The sequence below is a fragment of the Bradyrhizobium sp. USDA 3364 genome (assembly GCF_054056355.1).
In genome coordinates, this window is record NZ_JBSRYG010000002.1 from 259,749 (window position 1) to 278,623 (window position 18,875).

The 18,875-nt window shown below is 65.1% G+C and carries 21 protein-coding genes; 12 read left to right on the top strand and 9 right to left on the bottom strand.

The window, feature by feature from the left end; genetic code table 11:
• Positions 1-124 precede the first annotated feature (124 nt).
• A complete protein-coding gene (locus ACVILL_RS01505; RefSeq protein ID WP_456727518.1) occupies positions 125-1,450 on the top strand; it encodes a 4Fe-4S binding protein in 1,326 nt (441 codons plus the stop codon).
• Between the two features lie 9 nt (positions 1,451-1,459).
• Here the strand turns inward: ACVILL_RS01505 and ACVILL_RS01510 are convergent, their stop codons facing one another.
• Positions 1,460-2,185, bottom strand: coding sequence for an SDR family oxidoreductase (locus ACVILL_RS01510; protein WP_456727519.1), 726 nt, complete (start codon positions 2,183-2,185; stop codon positions 1,460-1,462).
• Positions 2,186-2,398: 213 nt separating this feature from the next.
• Between ACVILL_RS01510 and ACVILL_RS01515 the strand changes: the two genes are divergently transcribed.
• Complete coding sequence (locus ACVILL_RS01515; RefSeq protein WP_456727520.1) at positions 2,399-3,241, top strand: helix-turn-helix transcriptional regulator; 843 nt, start codon at positions 2,399-2,401, stop codon at positions 3,239-3,241.
• Here ACVILL_RS01515 and ACVILL_RS01520 read toward each other — a convergent pair.
• Both ACVILL_RS01520 and ACVILL_RS01525 read right to left on the bottom strand, forming a co-directional pair.
• Entirely contained in the window at positions 3,238-4,023 is a 786-nt protein-coding gene (locus ACVILL_RS01520) for an ABC transporter permease (RefSeq protein ID WP_456727521.1), read from the bottom strand. The genes ACVILL_RS01515 and ACVILL_RS01520 overlap by 4 nt on opposite strands.
• Positions 4,023-4,844 carry an ABC transporter ATP-binding protein gene (locus tag ACVILL_RS01525; protein ID WP_456727522.1) on the bottom strand — a complete coding sequence of 274 codons (822 nt, stop codon included), beginning with the start codon at positions 4,842-4,844 and terminating at the stop codon, positions 4,023-4,025. The genes ACVILL_RS01520 and ACVILL_RS01525 overlap by 1 nt, the downstream gene beginning before the upstream one ends.
• Before the next feature lie 195 nt (positions 4,845-5,039).
• Between ACVILL_RS01525 and ACVILL_RS01530 the strand changes: the two genes are divergently transcribed.
• Positions 5,040-5,963 carry a ketopantoate reductase family protein gene (locus ACVILL_RS01530; RefSeq protein ID WP_456727523.1) on the top strand — a complete coding sequence of 308 codons (924 nt, stop codon included), beginning with the start codon at positions 5,040-5,042 and terminating at the stop codon, positions 5,961-5,963.
• Here ACVILL_RS01530 and ACVILL_RS01535 read toward each other — a convergent pair.
• Positions 5,939-6,736: an IclR family transcriptional regulator gene (locus ACVILL_RS01535; RefSeq protein WP_456727524.1), complete on the bottom strand. Its 798-nt coding sequence runs from the start codon at positions 6,734-6,736 to the stop codon at positions 5,939-5,941. The genes ACVILL_RS01530 and ACVILL_RS01535 overlap by 25 nt on opposite strands.
• A gap of 129 nt (positions 6,737-6,865) precedes the next feature.
• Between ACVILL_RS01535 and ACVILL_RS01540 the strand changes: the two genes are divergently transcribed.
• From ACVILL_RS01540 to ACVILL_RS01575, 8 genes are read left to right on the top strand one after another with little or no spacing between them, the layout of a single operon-like run.
• Entirely contained in the window at positions 6,866-8,101 is a 1,236-nt protein-coding gene (locus tag ACVILL_RS01540) for an ABC transporter substrate-binding protein (RefSeq protein WP_456727525.1), read from the top strand.
• Positions 8,102-8,158: 57 nt separating this feature from the next.
• Positions 8,159-8,821, top strand: coding sequence for an aromatic ring-hydroxylating oxygenase subunit alpha (locus ACVILL_RS01545; RefSeq protein ID WP_456727526.1), 663 nt, complete (start codon positions 8,159-8,161; stop codon positions 8,819-8,821).
• On the top strand, positions 8,781-9,509 hold the full coding sequence (locus ACVILL_RS01550) for a hypothetical protein (protein WP_456734141.1): 729 nt from the start codon (positions 8,781-8,783) through the stop codon (positions 9,507-9,509). Before ACVILL_RS01545 ends, ACVILL_RS01550 begins: the two co-directional genes overlap by 41 nt.
• Positions 9,506-10,312: an SDR family NAD(P)-dependent oxidoreductase gene (locus tag ACVILL_RS01555; RefSeq protein WP_456727527.1), complete on the top strand. Its 807-nt coding sequence runs from the start codon at positions 9,506-9,508 to the stop codon at positions 10,310-10,312. The genes ACVILL_RS01550 and ACVILL_RS01555 overlap by 4 nt, the downstream gene beginning before the upstream one ends.
• A gap of 29 nt (positions 10,313-10,341) precedes the next feature.
• Positions 10,342-10,935, top strand: a complete 594-nt coding sequence (locus ACVILL_RS01560) for a 3-phenylpropionate/cinnamic acid dioxygenase subunit beta (RefSeq protein ID WP_456727528.1) — start codon at positions 10,342-10,344, stop codon at positions 10,933-10,935.
• 18 nt (positions 10,936-10,953) lie between these two features.
• A complete protein-coding gene (locus tag ACVILL_RS01565; protein WP_456727529.1) occupies positions 10,954-11,148 on the top strand; it encodes a hypothetical protein in 195 nt (64 codons plus the stop codon).
• Between the two features lie 23 nt (positions 11,149-11,171).
• Positions 11,172-11,567, top strand: coding sequence for a hypothetical protein (locus tag ACVILL_RS01570; protein WP_456727530.1), 396 nt, complete (start codon positions 11,172-11,174; stop codon positions 11,565-11,567).
• Between the two features lie 15 nt (positions 11,568-11,582).
• Positions 11,583-12,782: an FAD-dependent monooxygenase gene (locus tag ACVILL_RS01575; RefSeq protein WP_456727531.1), complete on the top strand. Its 1,200-nt coding sequence runs from the start codon at positions 11,583-11,585 to the stop codon at positions 12,780-12,782.
• 24 nt (positions 12,783-12,806) lie between these two features.
• Here the strand turns inward: ACVILL_RS01575 and ACVILL_RS01580 are convergent, their stop codons facing one another.
• From ACVILL_RS01580 to ACVILL_RS01595, 4 genes are all read right to left on the bottom strand, one after another.
• Positions 12,807-13,079: a DUF3551 domain-containing protein gene (locus ACVILL_RS01580; protein WP_456727532.1), complete on the bottom strand. Its 273-nt coding sequence runs from the start codon at positions 13,077-13,079 to the stop codon at positions 12,807-12,809.
• Between the two features lie 219 nt (positions 13,080-13,298).
• The gene (locus tag ACVILL_RS01585) at positions 13,299-13,571 is read right to left on the bottom strand and encodes a DUF3551 domain-containing protein (protein ID WP_456727533.1); all 273 of its coding nucleotides are present in this window, start codon (positions 13,569-13,571) and stop codon (positions 13,299-13,301) included.
• Positions 13,572-13,613: 42 nt separating this feature from the next.
• Positions 13,614-14,324, bottom strand: a complete 711-nt coding sequence (locus ACVILL_RS01590) for a hypothetical protein (protein ID WP_456727534.1) — start codon at positions 14,322-14,324, stop codon at positions 13,614-13,616.
• A gap of 99 nt (positions 14,325-14,423) precedes the next feature.
• Positions 14,424-15,260 carry a metal-dependent phosphohydrolase gene (locus ACVILL_RS01595; protein WP_456727535.1) on the bottom strand — a complete coding sequence of 279 codons (837 nt, stop codon included), beginning with the start codon at positions 15,258-15,260 and terminating at the stop codon, positions 14,424-14,426.
• Positions 15,261-15,493: 233 nt separating this feature from the next.
• On the opposite strand from ACVILL_RS01595, the gene ACVILL_RS01600 reads away from it, so the two are divergent.
• A complete protein-coding gene (locus tag ACVILL_RS01600) occupies positions 15,494-15,709 on the top strand; it encodes a hypothetical protein (RefSeq protein ID WP_016844293.1) in 216 nt (71 codons plus the stop codon).
• 39 nt (positions 15,710-15,748) lie between these two features.
• On the opposite strand, the gene ACVILL_RS01605 is transcribed toward ACVILL_RS01600, so the two are convergent.
• Positions 15,749-18,724 carry an ATP-binding protein gene (locus ACVILL_RS01605; protein ID WP_456727536.1) on the bottom strand — a complete coding sequence of 992 codons (2,976 nt, stop codon included), beginning with the start codon at positions 18,722-18,724 and terminating at the stop codon, positions 15,749-15,751.
• Positions 18,725-18,875: the final 151 nt, after the last annotated feature.

Here is an 18,875-nt window from a genome sequence, read left to right on the forward strand (position 1 = left end):
GACCACGGGGTCCCCTAAACACACGACCGGCGGTTCCATTACATGACCACTGACAGATAATTCACTTGCCTGACACCGGCGCGCTCCATAATATGATGAATGTAATTTCATGGAGAGCAGGACCATGAGCCTGGATGATCATCCCACGGTCAGGGCGGTACGCGCACGCAGCAGCCAGCCGGTCCACGACGTCCCGGTGTCGTCGGAACTCATCAAGCAGATCGCGCGGAATTGCGGAGCCGACGACGTCGGCATCATCGAATTCGACCGCGCCGCCATCGCGCCGCAGCGGGACTTCATTCGCAAGGTCTATGGCCGGACGCGCTCGCTGCTCGCGATCGCCTGCCACATGAACCGCGAGCCGGTGCGCTCGCCGTCGCGATCGGTCGCCAACGAGGAATTCCACGGCACCTACGACCACGTCAACGAGACCGCGCGCGCCATCGTTCGTGCGCTCGACGAACACGGCATCCCGGCCTGCAATTCGGTCGCCGCCTTCCCGATGGAGATGGACCTGCCGAGAATCATGATGGTCCAGCACAAGCCGATCGCGGTCGAAGCAGGCCTCGGGCGGATGGGAATCCATCGCAGCGTCATCCACCCGCAATTCGGCAGCTTCGTCCTGCTCGGCACCGTCCTGCTCGGCTGCGACGTAGACGCGCACGACCAGCCGATCGACTACAATCCCTGCCTGGAGTGCAAGCTGTGCGTCGCCGCATGCCCGGTCGGCGCCATCAAGCCGGACGGCGGCTTCGATTTCCTGTCCTGCCACACCCACAATTATCACGACTTTCTCGGCAACTTCACGCAGTGGGTGGAGAAGGTCGCGGATGCAAAGGACGCAAGGGATTATCGCGCCCGCGTGCCCCGCACCGAGACGCTGAACATCTGGCAATCGCTGTCATTCAAGCCGGGCTACAAGGCGGCCTATTGCATCTCGGCCTGCCCGGCCGGCGAGGACGTGATCGGCCCCTTCCTGCACGATCGCGACGCGCATTTCACTGAGGTGGTGCAGCCGCTGATCGACAAGGACGAGTTCGTCTACGTGATCCCGGATACCGACGCCGAGGATACCGTGACGCGACGCTTTCCGCACAAGAAGGTCCAGCGTGTCACCTCCGGCCGCCATACCGGCAGCCTGCAGGCCTACATCTTTTCGCTCTCGCTCGGATTCCAGCGCGGCCGGGCGCGAGGCCTCGATTTCGTGACGCATCTGCGCTTCACCGGCGCGAGCGCGCTGGACATGACTGTCATGATCAGGGGCAAGGAACTCCAGGTGGTGCCGGGGCGTCACGTCGGAGAGCCGGCCCTGACCATCACCGCCGACACCCAGGCATGGCTGCGCGTGCAGAACCGCGATCTTGAGATTGCCGACGCGATCGCCTCGGAGCTGGTGAGTCATAACGACGGGCAGCTGTTCGCGGCCTACATGCGGTGCTTCCCGCTCTGAGCGCGCGGCTCACACCAACAGACCGCCGCCATCCACCGCAAGCGTCTGCCCGGTCACGTAGCTGTTCAGCATCAGATAGAGATAGGCCGTGGCCGCCTCGCCCGGCGATGCAGCGCGCGGCAGCGGCAGGCCTTTGACATAACCCCGCACCCTCTCCTCCGGCATCTGCGTGACGCGCTCGGTGAGAATGAGACCGGGGCACACCGCATTGACCCGGACCGGCGCGAGATCGACGGCGAGGCCGCGGGCCAGGCTCTCCATGGCGCCCGCCGCCGCGGTCACGAACGGCATCCCCTTTTGCGGGCGATGCGCCAACATGCCGCCGGTCAGGGTGATCGATCCGTCCGCAGCGATCACGCGGCTGCCGTGCTTGACCGCCGCGAGCGAGCCCCAGAAACGCAAGGCAAGAGCCTCGCGCGCCGCAGCGAGATCGAGATCGCGCGCCGCGCCGAACGCCGGGACGCCCCGATCGCCCGCCGTGATCGCGAGGTGATCGAAGCTGCCGACCTCTGCGAAGAAGCGCGACACGCCGGCTTCGTCGCGCAGATCGACGGTGCGGCCGGAAGATCCCGGCAGCCGCGCCGCCGCCGCATCGACATTGGCGGTGTTGCTGGAAGCAATTACCACCTCGGCGCCGCGCTCCTGCGCCAGCGCCGCGACGGCGAAGCCGATCCCCGACGATCCTCCGATCGCAATCACACGCTTGCCATCGAGCGACATCGTTGCGTCTGTCATGGTGTGTTCTCCGCCGTTATTGCGAGAGACATGCGAGGTGATCGATGCCGGCGAGGCACGCCCGCATCGGCCACGGCGTGGAAGGAACGGTTGCGGTCGCTCCAGCGACGAACATGCGCATCGGCAAGTCTCCAGGTTCTGCTGGAGACAAATCTGGGTCGTCGTGCTATCGTGGTAAAGTAGTGACTACATCATGGTATAATAGGTAACAGCATGAGCGAACTGCTCGCGCAGGAGAACCTGCTCGGCGCTTACCTCAAGGACCGCCGCAGCAAGCTCGATCCTGTGACGTTCGGCTTTCCCCCCGAGCGAAGGCGCACGCCGGGCCTTCGCCGTGAAGAAGTGGCGCAGCGCGCCAATATCAGCGCGACCTGGTACACTTGGCTTGAACAGGGCCGCGGCGGCGCGCCGTCGGCCGACGTGCTCGACCGCATCGCGCGTGCGCTGATGCTGACGGATGTCGAGCGCGAGCACCTGTTCCTGCTCGGCCTCGGCCGCACACCCGAGGTGCGCTACCAAAAAAGTGAAGGCGTGACGCCACGGCTGCAACGCGTGCTCGATGCGCTGGAGCCGCGTCCCGCCGTCATCAGGACCGCGACGTGGGACATCGTGGCCTGGAACCGGGCCGCGACCGTGATGCTGACGGATTACGGATCGCTGCCGCCGCGCGAGCGCAACGTGCTGCGCTTCATGTTCCTCGATCCGCGCGTCCGCGCCGCGCAACACGATTGGGCCAGCGTGGCGCGCTTCGTGGTCGGCGCCTTCAGGGTGGACGCGGCGCGCGCCGGCGCGGCCGCCGAGGTGCAGCCGTTCGTCGACGAGCTCTGCCGGCTCAGCCCGGAATTCGCGGCGCTATGGCGCGACAACGACGTGCGAACCCATGGCGAGGGCGTCAAGCAGCTCCGGCACCCGATCCTCGGCCCGATCTCCTTCGAATATTCCGCGTTCGCAGTCGACGGCCGGTCCGACCTCAGCATGATCGTCTACAATCCGATCGAGCCCGATGTGACGGAGAAGATCCGCGAGCTGATGGAGGCTGCGCCGGCCGTGACCTAGTCCCGCGCCGCCGCCGTCGGCCGCCACACCAGCAGCCGCTTCTCCGCCATCGTCACGCCCATGTCGATCAGGATCACGAAGGCCGACAGCACGAACATGCCGGCGAACACGCCGGCGACGTCGAACACGCCCTCGGCCTGCTGGATCAGGTAGCCGAGGCCGGCCGCGGACCCGAGATATTCGCCGACCACCGCGCCGACCACGGCAAAACCGACCGAGGTGTGCAGCGAGGAGAACACCCAGGACAGCGCCGAGGGCCAATAGACGTGGCGCATCAGCTGCCGCTCGTTCATGCCGAGCATGCGGCCGTTGTCGACCACCGTGGTCGGCACTTCCTTGACGCCCTGGTAGACGTTGAAGAACACGATGAAGAACACGAGCGTCACGCCGAGCGCGACCTTGGACCAGACGCCGAGCCCGAACCACAGCGCGAAGATCGGCGCCAGCACCACACGCGGCAGCGCGTTGACCATCTTCACATAGGGATCGAACACCGCGGCGACGCGCGGCTGCCGCGCGAACCAGAAGCCGACCAGGATGCCGCCGGCCGAGCCGATCACGAAGGCGAGGATCGATTCCCACAGCGTGATCGCCAGATGCTTCCAGATCACCCCGCTCGAGAACCATTTGACGATCTGGCTGAAGACGTCGACCGGGTTGGAGAAGAAGAACGGCGGCAGCAGCACCTTGCCGAACACCGGCACGGTGGAGAAGACCTGCCACAACACCAGCGTGACGACGGCGACCAGAACCTGCAGGGCCAGCAATGTGACGCGCGACATCAGGCGGCTCCCGCCTGCGTCGACTGCACATAACCCTTCATCACCTCGTCCTTCAGCACGCTCCAGATCTCGCGATGCAGGGCGTGGAAATCCTTCTCCATCCTGATTTCGGAGATATCGCGCGGTCGCGCCAGCGTGATGCGCCAGTCGCCGATGATGCGCGCACTGGGGCCGGCCGACATGATCACGACGCGGTCGGCAAGCGCGATCGCCTCCTCGAGATCATGGGTGACGAACAGCACCGCCTTGCGGTCGGCGGTCCACAATTCCAGCAGCAGATTGCCCATGATCTGCCGGGTCTGGGCGTCGAGCGGGCCGAACGGCTCGTCCATCAACAGGATCTTCGGATCGCGGATCAACACTTGGGCCAGCGCGACGCGCTTGCGCTGGCCGCCCGACAGCATGTGCGGATAGCGATTGGCGAAGGCGCCGAGCCCGACCGAGGTCAGCCATTTCTGCGCACGCGCGAGCGCCTCGGCGCGCGGCGTGCCCGATATCTCGAGCCCGATCGCGACATTGTCGATCGCGGTCTTCCACGGGAACAGCGCATCGGCCTGGAACAGGTAGCCGGCGTCACGGTTGAGGCCGCCGAGCGGCTTGTCGAAGATCCGCGCCGTTCCCGCCACGGGTTTCAACAGCCCCGCCGTGACGTTGAGCAGGGTCGACTTTCCGCATCCGGTCGGGCCGACGATGGCGACGAACTCGCCATGCGCGACCGCAAGATTGGCCTGCTCGACCGCGGTATAGACCCGTCCATCCGCCAACCGGAACGCCACCGTCGCGCCATCAAGCGCGATTGCCGTCGGCTCTGAATTCTCCACCGCGTCCCTCCCCACGTTGCGGGATGGCTTAGCGGGTTGAACGCGCAAGTCAACGCAGGAAGATGGCGCATAAGGCCGCTGCCGCGGCGGTCACGCGGTTTTCAGCGCAGCCGGTTGCGTGCTACGCAACCGGGTTGCACATTGATCCGACATCGTCGAGGCTGCCGGCCGAAGCGACGGACAGGGAGACAGGTCATGCGGATCGCAGTGGTGGGGGCCGGCGGCGTCGGCGGCGGCTTTGGTGCGGCGCTCGCGCATGCCGGGGCCGACGTCACCTTCATCGCGCGCGGCGCCCACCTCGCCGCCATGCAGAGCGAGGGGCTGAAGGTCCAGGGCGGCCGCGGCGAAACCCATCTGGTCCCGACCCAGGCGACCGACGATCCCGCACGCGTCGGCCCGGTCGACATCGTGCTGTTCTGCGTCAAGCTGTGGGACGTCGAAAGCGCCGGGGCGCACATCAAGCCGATGGTCGGTCCCGACACCGCGGTGATCCCGCTGCAGAACGGCATCGACGCGCCCGACAGGCTGATCCCGATCCTCGGACGCAACGCCGTGATGGGCGGCGTCGCGCAGATCTCTGCCTCGATCATCAAGCCCGGCGTGATCAACCAGGTCGGGACCTTCATGCGCATGATCTTCGGCGAGCTTGACGGCCGCATCACGCCGCGCGGCAAGGCGCTGCTCGAGCTTTGCCTGAAAGCCGGCTTCGACGCGACGCTGAGCGAGCAGATCAACACCGAACTCTGGATGAAGTTCGTGGGCCTCGCCACCAATGCCGGCATGACCGCGGTCACGCGCCAGCCGATCGGCAGGCTGCGCGACGATCCCGATTTGCGCCCGCTGTTCGTGTCGGCCTGCGAGGAGATCATCGCCATCGCCAACGCCAGCGGCATCAAGCTGCCGCCGGACCCGCTTGCGAAGGTGCTCGACTTCATCGGCCACGCGCCGCCGGCGATGAAGGCCTCGATGGCGCTCGATCTCGAGCGCGGCAACCGGCTCGAACTACCCTGGCTGAACGGCAAGGTGGTCGAGCTCGGCCGCAAGCTTGGCGTCCCGACACCGACCCACGACATGCTCTACGCAGTGCTTAAGCCCTACGCGATGGGCGCGCCGTCCTGATAGCCGAGCAGCACTGAAATCCGCCGGCCCGCCTCGCGCACCAGCCTGGAATAGTCCAGCAGCTTCTGCTCGTCGATCCGCGCGCTCGGTCCGTAGAGACCGACCGAACCGACGACGTCGCCGCGATGATCGAAACACGGCGCGGAGACCGCGACCGCGCCGGCGAAGATCTCGCCGTGGCTGGTCGCATAGCCGTTGCGCAGCGCAAAGCTCAGGGCTTCCTCGATCCGCGCGCGCTCGGCGCTTGGTGCAACGGTCGAGAGCAGCCTGGCCTGCCGCGCCGGGTCCATGAAGGCCAGCATCGCCTTGCCGGTCGATCCCTGCGTCAGGCTCAAACTGTGGCCGACGCCGCGGCTGATCGACAACACATGACGGCTCTCGCATTCGAGGATGCAGATGCCGCGATCGTCCTGCTCGCGAAACAACGCGGCGGTCTCGCCGGTCGCCTCGCGCAGGCCTTCGACGACCGGACGTGCGACCGCGACGACCTCGAGCCCCTTCAGCCAGACATGGGACAGCTTCATCACGCCGTGCGACAGCCGGAAGCGCTGCGGGTCGCCTTCGGACTGGATCAGGTCGCGCTGCGCCAGCGTCTGCAGCAGACGATAGAGCGTCGGCCGGCTCAGCCCGACGCGCTTCTGGATTTCGATCACGCTCATCGCCGGCTGGTCGGGCGTGAAGCATTGCAGGATCGCGATCGCGCGATCGACCGCCCGCACGCCTGACGCCCCCTGCTCCGCGTCCTGATCTTCCGCCTTCGGTTTCTTCGCCATCCGTCCACATCCGCAAATTCGGCAGGGCGCGCTGCATCCAGCGCGCTTGACCAATCGGCCCGCAGGGATACTATCGCAAATTATGAGAATAATGTCCACTAGATGGACATGTAGAAAACGACGGGAGGATTGGAATTGTTTCAGACAGACGCCTCGCGCAGATGGGCTGCCGCTGCGATCGCCACGCTGATGCTCTCGACGCCGCTGGCGCACGCCGCGCCTGATGGCTCTGCTATCTCGGACGGCGTGGTGCGGATTGCGGTGCTGGGCGACTACGGCAGCGGCCGCGATCTCGGCGGGCCGGGCTCGGTGACCGCCGCAAAGCTCGCCGCCGAGGATTTTCACAACAAGGTGCTGGGCAAGCCGATCGAGATCATCTCGGCGGATCACCAGAACAAGCCCGACGTCGCGGTCGGGATCGCGCGGCAGTGGTTCGATGTCGATCATGTCGACGCGGTGACCGACCTCGCGGTGAGTTCGGTCGGCCTCGCGGTCGCCGGGCTCGCGACGCAGAGCAACCGGACCGCACTGGTCTCGGGCGCGGCGACATCAGACCTCACCGGCGACAAATGCTCGCCCGTCATCACCCATTGGGCCGACGACACCTACGCGCTGTCGGCCGGCCTGGTCGGCGAACTGAGCCGCCGCGTCGGCAAGGAATGGTTCTTCGTCGCAGTCGACTATTCGTTCGGCACCGCGATGGTGAAGGATGCCTCGCGCGCGGTCACCGATGCCGGCGGCAAGGTGATCGGCGCGGTGCGCTATCCGTTCAACACCACCGACTTCTCGTCCTTCCTGCTGGCGGCCCAAAACTCCGGCGCCAAGGTGGTGGCGCTGGCCGGCACCGGCGCCGACACCGTCAATGCGGTGAAGCAGACCCATGAATTCGGCCTGCAACAGGGCGGGCAGACCATCGTCGGCATGCTGACCTTCATCTCCGACGTCCATTCGATCGGCCTGCGCGACGCGCAGGGCATGTACATCGCATCCCAATATTACTGGGATGACGACGACGGCACCCGCACCTTCGCCAAGCGCTTCATCGAGATCGAGAAGCGCGAGCCGACCAAATTGCAGGCCGCGACCTATGCCGCGGTACGCCACTATCTGAAGGCGATCGAGGCCGGCGGCAGCGACGAGGCGAAGGCGGTCAATGCCGAGATGCGCAAGCTGCCGGTCGATTTCTTCGGCCGCCCCGCGCACATCCGCAAGGACGGCCGCGTCGTCTACGACCTCTCGCTCTATCGCGTGAAAAAGCCGGACGAGAGCAAATATCTCTGGGACTACTACCAGAAGATCGCGGTCATTCCCGGCGACAAGGCATTTCGCCCCGAAGGCGCCGGCGGCTGCAAGCTCGACAAATAGGACGCGCCATCATTCGCCGCGACGCACCGTCGCCCATGGAAGAACAAGGAGGAGCCGATGCCGCTTCGCAACGATTTCGATCAGCTTGTTGACGTCAAGGGCGGCTTCATCAGCCGCGAGATCTTCGTCGATGCCGACATCTACCGGCAGGAACTCGACAAGGTCTTCACCCGCGCCTGGCTAATGGTCGGTCACGAGAGCCTGGTGCCCAATCCCGGCGACTTCTACACCTCGCGGATGGGCGAGGAATCCGTCATCCTCTGCCGCGACAAGAAGGGCGAGATCCACGTCTTCCTCAATTCGTGCCGGCACCGCGGCATGAAGGTGTGCCGCTACGAGCAGGGCAACACGTCGCTGTTCACCTGCCCCTATCACAGCTGGACCTACACGACCGACGGCAAGCTGCAGGGCGTTCCGCTGCACCGGACGCTCTATGACGGGGTGCTCGACCGCGAGGCCAACTCGCTGGTCTCGGTGGCGAAACTCTGCAACTACAAGGGCTCGATCTGGGCGACCTGGGACAAGGATGCGCCCGACTTCATCACCTATCTCGGCGACGCCAAGATCCATCTCGATCAGGCGCTCGACTGCCGCGACGGCCGCGAGGGCGGCTCCGAGGTGATCGGCGTCCACAAATGGGTATTTCCCCGCCAACTGGAAATTCGCCGCCGAGAATTTCCTGGGCGACACCTATCACAATCCGAGCCACCGCTCGGTTGACCTGATCGGCATCGGCCCGAGCGCTGCGGCCGGCAAGAAGGGCCGCCGCGACGACGAATTGGAGAAGGCGGAGCACGTCTGGATCAGCTTTCCGGAAGGACATGGCGTGCACAGCGCGATCCAGCCGGAGGCCAACGAATATATCGAGTCGTTCCTCGACAATCCGATCCTCGAAAAATACTTCCGGCACTGCTTCGAGGAGCGCAAGCGGCGGCTCGGCGAACAGGCGCGGCTACTGCCGTTCGTCGGCACGATCTTCCCCAACACCTCCTATCACGGCCGCCAGCCGCGCGGCCTTTGCGCCTGGCATCCGCACAGCCCGACCTCGACCGAAGGCTGGCGCTTCTTCCTGGTCGACAAGGACGCGCCGAAGGAAGCCAAGGAATATCTGCGCCGCTACTACATGCGCTACTCCGGCCCGGCCGGCATGACCGAGCAGGACGACATGGAGAACTGGCTCTATGCGACCGCGGCGAGCACCGGCACGGTGGCACGGCGCTATCCCTTCAACTATCAGCAGTCGATGGGCGCCTACGTCACCGACCATCCGCTCGGCGGCGACGTCTCCAAGCAGGTCACCGAACAGATCGCACGCGGCTTCTACCGCCGCTGGACCAGCTACATGCAGGGCGGCGACTGGCACGAGCTGCTCGGTTCCCCCGCAGGCAACCGGCAGGCCGCAGAATGAGCACCCCGGCAAAAACCGTCCTCGTCAGCGGGGGCACCTTCGGCATCGGCCGCGCGATCACGCTCGGCCTCGCCAGGCGCGGCCATGCGGTGGTGGCGTTCGGGCTCGAGGCGCCGCAAATCTCCAGCACCGCGCAGAACGCGATTCCGGCCCTGCGCGAAGAACTCGATCGTGAAGGCTTGTCCGCCGAACTGATGGAAGCCGACGTGTCGCAAGCCGGCGATGTCGCCAGAGTGGTTGCACATGCCATGACGCGGTTCGGCCGCATCGACGGCGTCGTCAACAACGCCGCGATCGGCCCGCTCGGCACCGTGCTCGACACCGACGAGGCGCTGTTCGACCGCATCATGGCGGTCAACCTGAAGGGCCCGTATCTGACCAGCCGCGCCGCGATCCCGCACATGATCGCGCAGGGCGGCGGCTCGATCGTCAACATCGGGTCCGGCGCCGGCTGGGGCAAGCCGAACATGGCGGTCTACAGCGCGAGCAAGGGCGGCGTTGTCGCACTGAGCGCGGCGATGGCCTACGACTTCTTCCATCAGCGCATCCGCGTCAACACCGTGATCCCCGGCGGCGGCGGCATCGTCAGCGGCATGAGCCTCGGCCGCGTCGGCGGCGATGCGTCGCGCTTCGGCAAGAGTGCGCCGGGCACCGCCGCAGGCCGCGTTGCGGCCGGCGACGACATCGCCAATGTGGTCGCCTTCCTGCTGTCGCCGGAAGCGGAAACGCTGTCCGGCACCGTGATCGATGTCGGCTGCTTTGCCCAGCAGGGCGGACCGATGCCGCCCAAGCCGACGCTCTGACAAGCGCGATGGCTGATGAGGAGAACCCTATGACGACAACCGTTCAGGATCAGGACAAACAACAGCACGCCGGCAACGCCGCGATCGAACGATCGGCGACGTATTACCGGCTGAAGGCCGATGTCGAGGATTTCTACTACCATGAGGCCGATTTGCTCGACGACCGGTGCTTTCGCGACTGGCTCGAGCTGCTCACCGAGGACATCAGCTATTTCATGCCGATCCGGCGCAATGTGAAGTTCGGCCAGCAGGCCGCCCGCGAGAACACCAGGCGCGGCGAAGGCATCAGCTGGTTCGACGAGGACAAGTGGACGCTGACCAAGCGGGTCGAGCAGATCCTGACCGGCGTGCATTATGCCGAGGAGCCGCTGTCGCGGATCACGCACATCGTCAGCAACGTGCAGATCAAGGGCGCGCGGCCGGATATCGGCGCGGCCCGCGAGCTCGATGTCGCCAGCCGCTTCCTCGTCTACCAGAACCGCGTCGAGTACGAGACCTACATCTTCGTCGGCCGCCGCAACGACACGCTGCGGCTGACCGACGACGGCTGGAGGATCGCGCGGCGCGAGATATTGCTTGAACAGAACATCCTGCTGGCCAAGAATCTCACCACGTTCTTCTGAGCGAGGTCAGGAGTAGCAATGATTGACGTGATGGCGATCAAGGTGGGGACGCGGCTGAAACTTGAGGCCGGCGTCATCGCCGAGGTGGTGGAGAACATGGATGACGGACAGTGGCTGCAGGTACGTTACCTGGAGTGCCCTGCCCGTCCCGGCGACGTCGGCACGGTGGAGCTGTGCCATGCGCAGGACGTCATCAAGGTGCTCAGCGAGTAGCTCCGGCCAACGGACAACGGATCATGCTGCGATTTGAATACATGCCGAGCGATTTCCATCCGCTGTTCCTGTTCCTCGGCGAAGCCGCGGACCTTGCCGCGCTGGCGAAGCTGTTGCGGCGCTTCGCCGAGAACCCGCAAGCCATCGCGGTCGCGGAGCGCATTCCCGGGGCAATCTCGCGCAACGAGCTGGTGCTGGCGCCGGCCGACGGCGAATTCGGCATGCGCGATCTCGGCGGCCGGTTCGCCTGGAAGCTGACGGATTGGCAGGCGGAACGGATCGCCGAGCGCATCGAGCTGCTGACATCAGAGAATAACAAGTCGGGCTCGGAAATCGTCGAGATCGGCAGCGAGGGCGAGATCCCGGTCAAGGTCTCGCGCGGCGAGTTCACCGACGACTTCCTAGTCACGCGCAGATAGCGGCGGACAACTGGCGTGAACTCACAACGCAGACCAAAGGTCCTGATTGCCGGCGCCGGGATCGGCGGCCTCGTCGCGGGGCTGTCGCTGCTGCAGCGGGGCATCGAGGTCGAGATCTTCGAGCAGGCGTCCGAGCTGCGCGAGCTCGGCGCCGGTGTCCAGCTCAGCGCCAACGGCACGAGCGTCCTGATCGCGCTCGGCCTCGAGCAACCGATGCAGGCGATCGCCTGCGAGCCCTCGGGCAAGGAAATCAGGCTGTTCAGCACCGGGCGGACCTGGAAGCTGTTCGATCTCGGCGCCGCCTCGCGCGCGATCTATGGCGCGCCCTACTGGATGGTGCATCGCGGCGACTTTCACCGCGTGCTGGTCGACGCCTTCACTGCACGGGCACCGGGGTGCCTGCATCTCGGCAGCCGCTGTGCCGGTTTCGACCAGGACGGCGACGGCATCTGGCTCGAACTCGCCAATGGCGAGCGGCGCCGCGGCGACATCGTGGTCGGCGCCGACGGCGTTCATTCCGAAATTCGCCGGCAGATCGGCGGCGACACCAAGCCGTTTTTCGCGGGCGTGGCCGCCTGGCGCGGCCTGGTGCCGATGGCAGGGCTGCCGGCGAGCCTCAGGCGCGACGTCGGCACCAACTGGGTCGGCCCCGGCGGCCACGTCATCACCTATCCGGTGCGGCGCGGCGAGCTGTTGAACTTCGTCGGCATCTTCGAGGGCGAGAGCTGGTCGGTCGAGTCGTGGACCGAGCGCGGCACAAGCGAGGCCTGCGGCAGCGCCTTTGCCGGATGGAATCCCGAGATCCACACCATCATCGACAATCTCGACATTCCCTACAAATGGGCGCTGCTCGGCCGCGACCCGCTCGATCGCTTCGTCGTCGGGCGCGCCTGCGTGCTCGGCGACGCGGCGCATCCGACACTGCCGTTCCTGGCGCAAGGCGCCAACATGGCGATCGAGGACGGCATGGTGCTGGCGCGTTGCCTCGAACGCTTTCTCCCCGAGGAGGCGCTGCAGCGCTATCAGGCCGCGCGGCTGACGCGGACCAATACGATCGTGATGAAGTCGGCCGAGAACGCCAGACGCTTCCACAATCCGGCGCTCGCCGATGCCGAAGGCGCCGATGCCTATGTCTCGCGCGAATGGCAGCCGGACCGGGTGCGCGAGCGCTATGACTGGCTGTTCACCTACGACGCCTTGCGTGTGCCGCTTTGACGGGACGAGCTTCGCAGGTCCGCCTCACTGAACGGGAGGCCGCCCGCGGCGCACCCGACGTTCCGGAGGTGGCGGCGGGGGAGCGAAGAAGGGATTGACGATGCACATCGCAGAGAGACCCGACGCGGTCGCCTGACACTGCGGGATCGAGGTGTAGCTGCAATCGATGTGGTCTCCGGCCATCGGCCCGTTATAGAGATGCAAACAGACGGGATAGTTCGGATCGTAGGCCTGTCCGGCGGCAGGTCCGGCCAGCGCGACCGCGAACGCGGCGATCGCGAAAAGTTTCAGGCGCATCGGATTCTCCTTATTGCTCGGAAGGTTTCCTCACAACGGCCGGAGTTAGTCAACACGATCATCGACACAATGCCCATGCAAGTCGTCACAGGCCGGCAACCGCCGATGCCCGGTTGCGCTAGATCGTAATGCGTTTCCACGGAAACGCATCACGATCTCATCTCTTTGTTTGAGCATGATCTTTTCGGAAAACCGGTTTCCACTTTTCCGGATCATGCTCTAGCCGTTCCGTTGGCGCTGCCGATGCCCGGGCTCCTTCGGCGGCGTTCTCGGCCCCTTGTAGAAGGGATTGGCCGAGCAAGTCGCCGATCGCCCCGAGGCCGTTGCCTGGCATTGCGGAAGCGACGTGAAGCTGCAATCGACGTATTCGGGCGTCAGCCTGCCTTCATAGACTTCCATGCACACCGGATATTTCGGATCGTACATTTGCGCGCCGGCAGACCCGGCGAGACACACGCCGATGGCGGCGATGATGGCGAATTTCAAGCGCATCGAATTCTCCCAAAAGCCTTGTCCGGAGCGCCGGGCACGCGGCTATCGCTGTTCGTCGGCCGGCTTGCCGTCGCCTTCGCCGAGGCAGCGGATCATGAAGGCCGTGGTGTCGCGCGGCAGGACCTGCGCGGCCCGCGCCTTGAGACGGCATTCGAGCTGCGCGATCTGGCGCGCCCGCTGCCGGTCCGACGGCAGCGCCGATTGCCGCAACCGGCGCAGCGTCATCGGCGAGCCATCCGACTCGAAGCTCAGCTCGTACGTCTTGCCGTTCTGGTCGGTCGCGGCGCAGGTGACCGTGGACACCTGCCGCGTGATGAAACTTCCGACCTGGCGGCAGGAGCCGGTCGACATCTCGACCAGCGGCACCGGCAGGCCATCGACGCGCGGGCGGTCGCTCGACTTCAGCAGCATGCGGTCGACCGCGAGCTCGAACAGATTGTCCTGGGTGCGCTCGGTGCTCTCGCCGGAGAACGAGATGATGTGGCTCTTGTCGGCGGGATCGTCGAGCACCACGGTGAATTCGGAACGGCCGCGCAGGGTGTGGAAGTAGGCGACCGCCTTGCAGCTGTAGTTGCGGCCCGCAACGGTGACGTTGCGGCAGGTGCCGGACATCAATGCATACAGGTCGACGTCGTAGACCGGGCCGGCGGCCATTGCGAGCGCAGGCCAGCAGACGACGGCAGCCACGATCAATTGAGCGAAACGGGAGATCATGCTGAAGCGGTCGAAAACACGGTCGTTCGAGAGGTCCATGGCCCAAGGTCGCTGATTTCGACCGACTGTGCAACGATGAAGCAGGCCTAAATGTGGACACCCTGGGGACCAGAGCGCAGCCCGCGCTGAAAGGTCGCGTCAGATCTGCGGGCCGGACAAGGTCACTTCGCGCTCGGCGCGGAAGACGTTGCTGTACAGGTTCGCGATCCACTGACGGCCGCTTGCCGTCATGTTCAGGCAGTTGATGGCGCCCTGGATGTGCGGCGCAACCATGTTCCAATAGAATTGCGGATAACGGTCGACGATATCGGCCGGCGATTCATAACCGAGCTGGCGGTTGATACCGACCTCCTCGAACTCGTGATAGAGCGCGTTGGCTTTCCTGATGTAGTTGGGATCGCCAAGCTGCCCGATGAAATCGGCAGCCCGGACGATCGCCGCCTCGTCGTCATATTGCTGGCCTTCGGGCGCCGGAAACCGCGTGCCCTCGATGTTGCGCGCGACGCGCTCGCGATCGAGCGGCAGCACCGCCTCGAGCCTGTCCAGCACATAGAGCTTCGAGCGGTCGACATGATACGGCATCAGGCCGGCATCCGACGAGCCGCGCGGCAGCACCACCTTGTTGCCGGATGCATCGATGACGTAGCCATCCGGCCCATCGCCCTTCAGCAGGCCGCGCACATAGCCGATGTCGTGCGTGAGGCAGGCGATGATCGTGTGGGTGTAATCCTCGGCGGTGACGTGGGTGTGCAGCGCGCGGCCGCGGATGATGTCATGACCTGCGAGCGTGACCAGCATCGTGTGCTCGACATTGTGGTAGAGCGCATCGCTGTTGCCGATGCATTCCAGCGCGATGCGCGCCGCGGCCGGCAGCAGCTCGCCGAAACGCGCCTGCGACGCGCCAAAGGTGCGGCTGACCCACGTGGCGAGAAACTTCTCCAAAGCACCTGCCGCCAACTCAGGTAACGTCATCATCGATGCAGCCCCCGACCGCGCAACGTTCCTCGCCCGCCCCGATCTCACGTCGTAGTTGGGAAGCGACTATAGCGTATCTGCGCGCGTGCGGCTACGCGCTGACCGGTGTGCTGATTCGCTCCAGCCGTACTTTCCCGGTCTTGCCGGCCGTGACGCCGAAGCTGCTGATAGTGGCATGAACCCTGCATGAGTCGTCGGTACAGACCGGGTTAACCCCACCGATAAAGGCCGTCATGCTCGTTACGCTCGTCGCAATCCTCTGCAATGCTCAACTGTGCATGGAGAAGGTCGTCACCACGAGTGACCAATCCGGCATCACCATGGGCGCCTGCGCAGTGAATGCGCAGATCGGCATCGCCGATTGGCTCGCCAAGGGTCCGTACCATGAGTGGCACCTACAGAGTTATAAGTGCATCATGGGCAAATACGTGCCCAAGAACGAAGTGTGATGTGCGAGGCGTAAGACCTCACACGACGGACCGTCCGGCTCAGGTGCGCATCGAAGCAAACATCCTGTCGAAAAGCGCCTCTGCCTTCGCTCGCAGCGGGTTGGCCTCGCACTCGGTCGCAAGCGCGATGCAGGCCTGCAAGGTGCGAACCAGTGGAGCCCGATCATCCTCGCTGGTCGCAGGCGCGATCACGGCTTCGTAGTACAGGGCCTCAGCCTCCAGTCCGCGAAACCCCTGCTGCCGGGCTATGTTGCGGGCGTCGCGGACCATTCGCTGTGCGTCGGCCAATTCACCTCTCCGGCTGAGAGCTACAGCCAGGAACGCCGAGCTACGTACAACGGTCGAGGTGTAGCCGACCGCCCGCGCTGTCTCGCGTGCTTCCGACAGAATGGCGCACGCATCATCCACCCGGTCCTGCTCGAGGTAGGCCATACCGCGCTGGCTGCCGATGACCGGAGCGAAAATTCGCACGCCATGCTCCTGCGCCAATGCAAACGCATCATCGAGCAAGATCGCCGCAGCCGCCGGATCCTGACGTGCCAGGATCAAGCTGCCGCCGCTATAGGCGGCCGCAACGCGGTCGAACGGACGTCCGCTTTCATCGGCGATTTCATCCGCCTGCCGCTGAAACGCACCGGCCAACTCGAATTCCCCGAGCGCCGTGTGCGCGATCGCCTTCATCATGCAGCATACCAGGAGGAGATATTTTGGCGTGGTCCCGATCGGCGCACTGGGCTCGGGTCCCATCAATCGCGCGCAGGCGCGCCCGAGGGCCTGTTCGGCTTCGCGATAACGACCACACAGATGGTACGCCTGGCCAAGGCCATACTCGGCGAGATTCAGCCATCCGACATTGCCCCACTCCTGGGCCAGATGAACGACCTGCTCGCCGGTGGCGACCGCGTCGACCGCCGCGCCGTAGAAATTCTGCGCCGCCGAGCGGATCGTCATCGCCGCGACCTTGCGCCCGATATCGCCGATGGAATCAGAGCGTCGTTCGGCCTCCTTTCCGAGATCGAGCCATTCTGAAACCCTGCCGGATCCCATAAAGGCCATCCGCGCCTCGATGCGCAAATCGACCGCCTCGGCCTCTCGCTCATGGGAAATCGGCGTTCGGTCGAGCGCATCCATCGCAATCTCGAAATGCGTGGCCGCATCGGCGAATGCGGAGCGGCCGACGCATTTCCTGGCGATGACGCGCCCGTAGGTAAAGGCCTTCGGCCAATCCTTCGCGCGCGTCGCATGGTAGCAGAGCTTGTCGGGCTCCTCTCGCAGGCTGTCGTCGCGTTCCAGCACCGAAAGAATGCGCGTGTGGATTCGTTCGCGCGTACGCTGGACCATCGTGTCGTAGGTGACCTGGCGTACCATGTCGTGGCGAAACTCGAAGGATTCCCCGGCAACGTCGCCTGCCCTGACGAACAGTTCGGCCGAGTCGAGCGTGGCGAGACAGTTCTGCAACAAAGCATCGGGAAGCTCGGCTGCGTCGCGGAGCGTACTCAATGTCGAACGCGGACCGAGCGCGGCCGCCGTCTGCATGAGCGCATGCTCCTCTCTCGACAACCGGTCGAGGCGCGACGCGATCACCCCCTGGATATTGGCGGGAATTCCCAGTTCGTTGATCGGCTGTGCGAGCACCAGCGCGCCCCATTGCCCCTGGAGGACCTCGGCCTCCTTGAGGCCGCGACAGACTTCTTCGATGAACAGCGGGACGTTGGCGGTGTGACGCATAATCCGGTTCTTCAGATCAAGCATCGTCGCCGAGATTCCAAGAATTGCGTCGAGCATGGCCAATCCGGCCCCCTCCTCGAGGGGCCGCAGAACGACGCGCTCGGCAGAGCCTCGATCGGCCCAATCCGGGAGGCCATTGGTCCGGCTGGTAATGATAATCAGCAGATTTCGGACGCGCAGCGACGCAAGGGCGGCCATCGCGGCATCGCTCGCGCGGTCGACCCAGTGCACGTCCTCGATCAGCAGCACCACGGGCTTCTGCCACGCGAGTTTCTCGATCAGCGCGCAGGTGGCATCGCAGATCGCTCGACCACGCAACTGAGGCTCCAACCGCTCCCAGTGTGCGTCCGCTATCGGCAGGTCGAGGACGGCATCGATCGCCGTTCGCATGACCGCGGGCAATCCCGACCGCAAATCCTCTCTGCTGCCGTGCTCGTAACTCCCCTTCGCGGGGCCGAGGACGGACAGCAACAATCTTTTGAGCGCCGCAAATGGCGAACTCTGCAAGTTGGGACTGCATTCGGCTTCGACAATCTTCCAACCTTCGCCCTCGAGCTCCTGAACAAGCTCGTGGACCAGACGCGATTTTCCGATGCCGGGATCGCCGCTCAGACAAACGGTTCGGCCGTTGCTCCTCGCGGCCTCGGCGAAGTCCCTAAGTTGTTCGGTCTCTCCCAAGCGCCCCACGAACCGGGAAACACTACGTGCCTTGCGCACGCGCCAACTCGACAGATCGCTTGCTCCGACAACCCGATAGACCGGGGTCGGGTCCGCGAAGCCCCGCAGGGCCCGCGTTCCCAGGAACTCGAAGCGCACGTGACCTTCGCAAAGCTTCTGGCAGGCCTCCGACGCATAGATCTGACCGGCTTCCGCGATCGACTCCAGTCGGGCGGCGAGATGCTGCGCCGCACCGCCGATCTCGTAGACCTTGGAGAATTCACTGGCGACCACATAGGTCACGACGAGACCCGAATGGAGCCCGACGCGGACCTGCAGGCTCGGATCGCCGAGGCTCTCTACCCGTCGGACAAGCTCAATGGCCGCATGGCAGGCCAAGGGTGCATGGTTGTCGTCGGCGATCGGCGCACCAAAGACGGCTGCCAGGCCATCGCCTAGTTCCTTGCTGACAATACCGCCGAACTGACGCACGGAAGCGCGCATCGCGACCAGCGCAGGTTCGAGGCGCGACACCGCCTGCTCAGGCTCGAGCTCGGCAATGAGACCCGTCGACTGAACCACATCCGCGCGGAGAATTGTCACGAACTTCCGTTCGCTATCGGGGTCCACGATCCAGCCTGCTATTGCGGTTACGTCGGCAGACGCATTCCGAGCGGATGCTCGGCGGCCCTTCTGACAGGGATGTCAATCAATTGTGACGTAGCCGAACCGGTCGGACAAGCCCCCCGCGGGACGTGTCATGTCGACCGGATACCCGTCG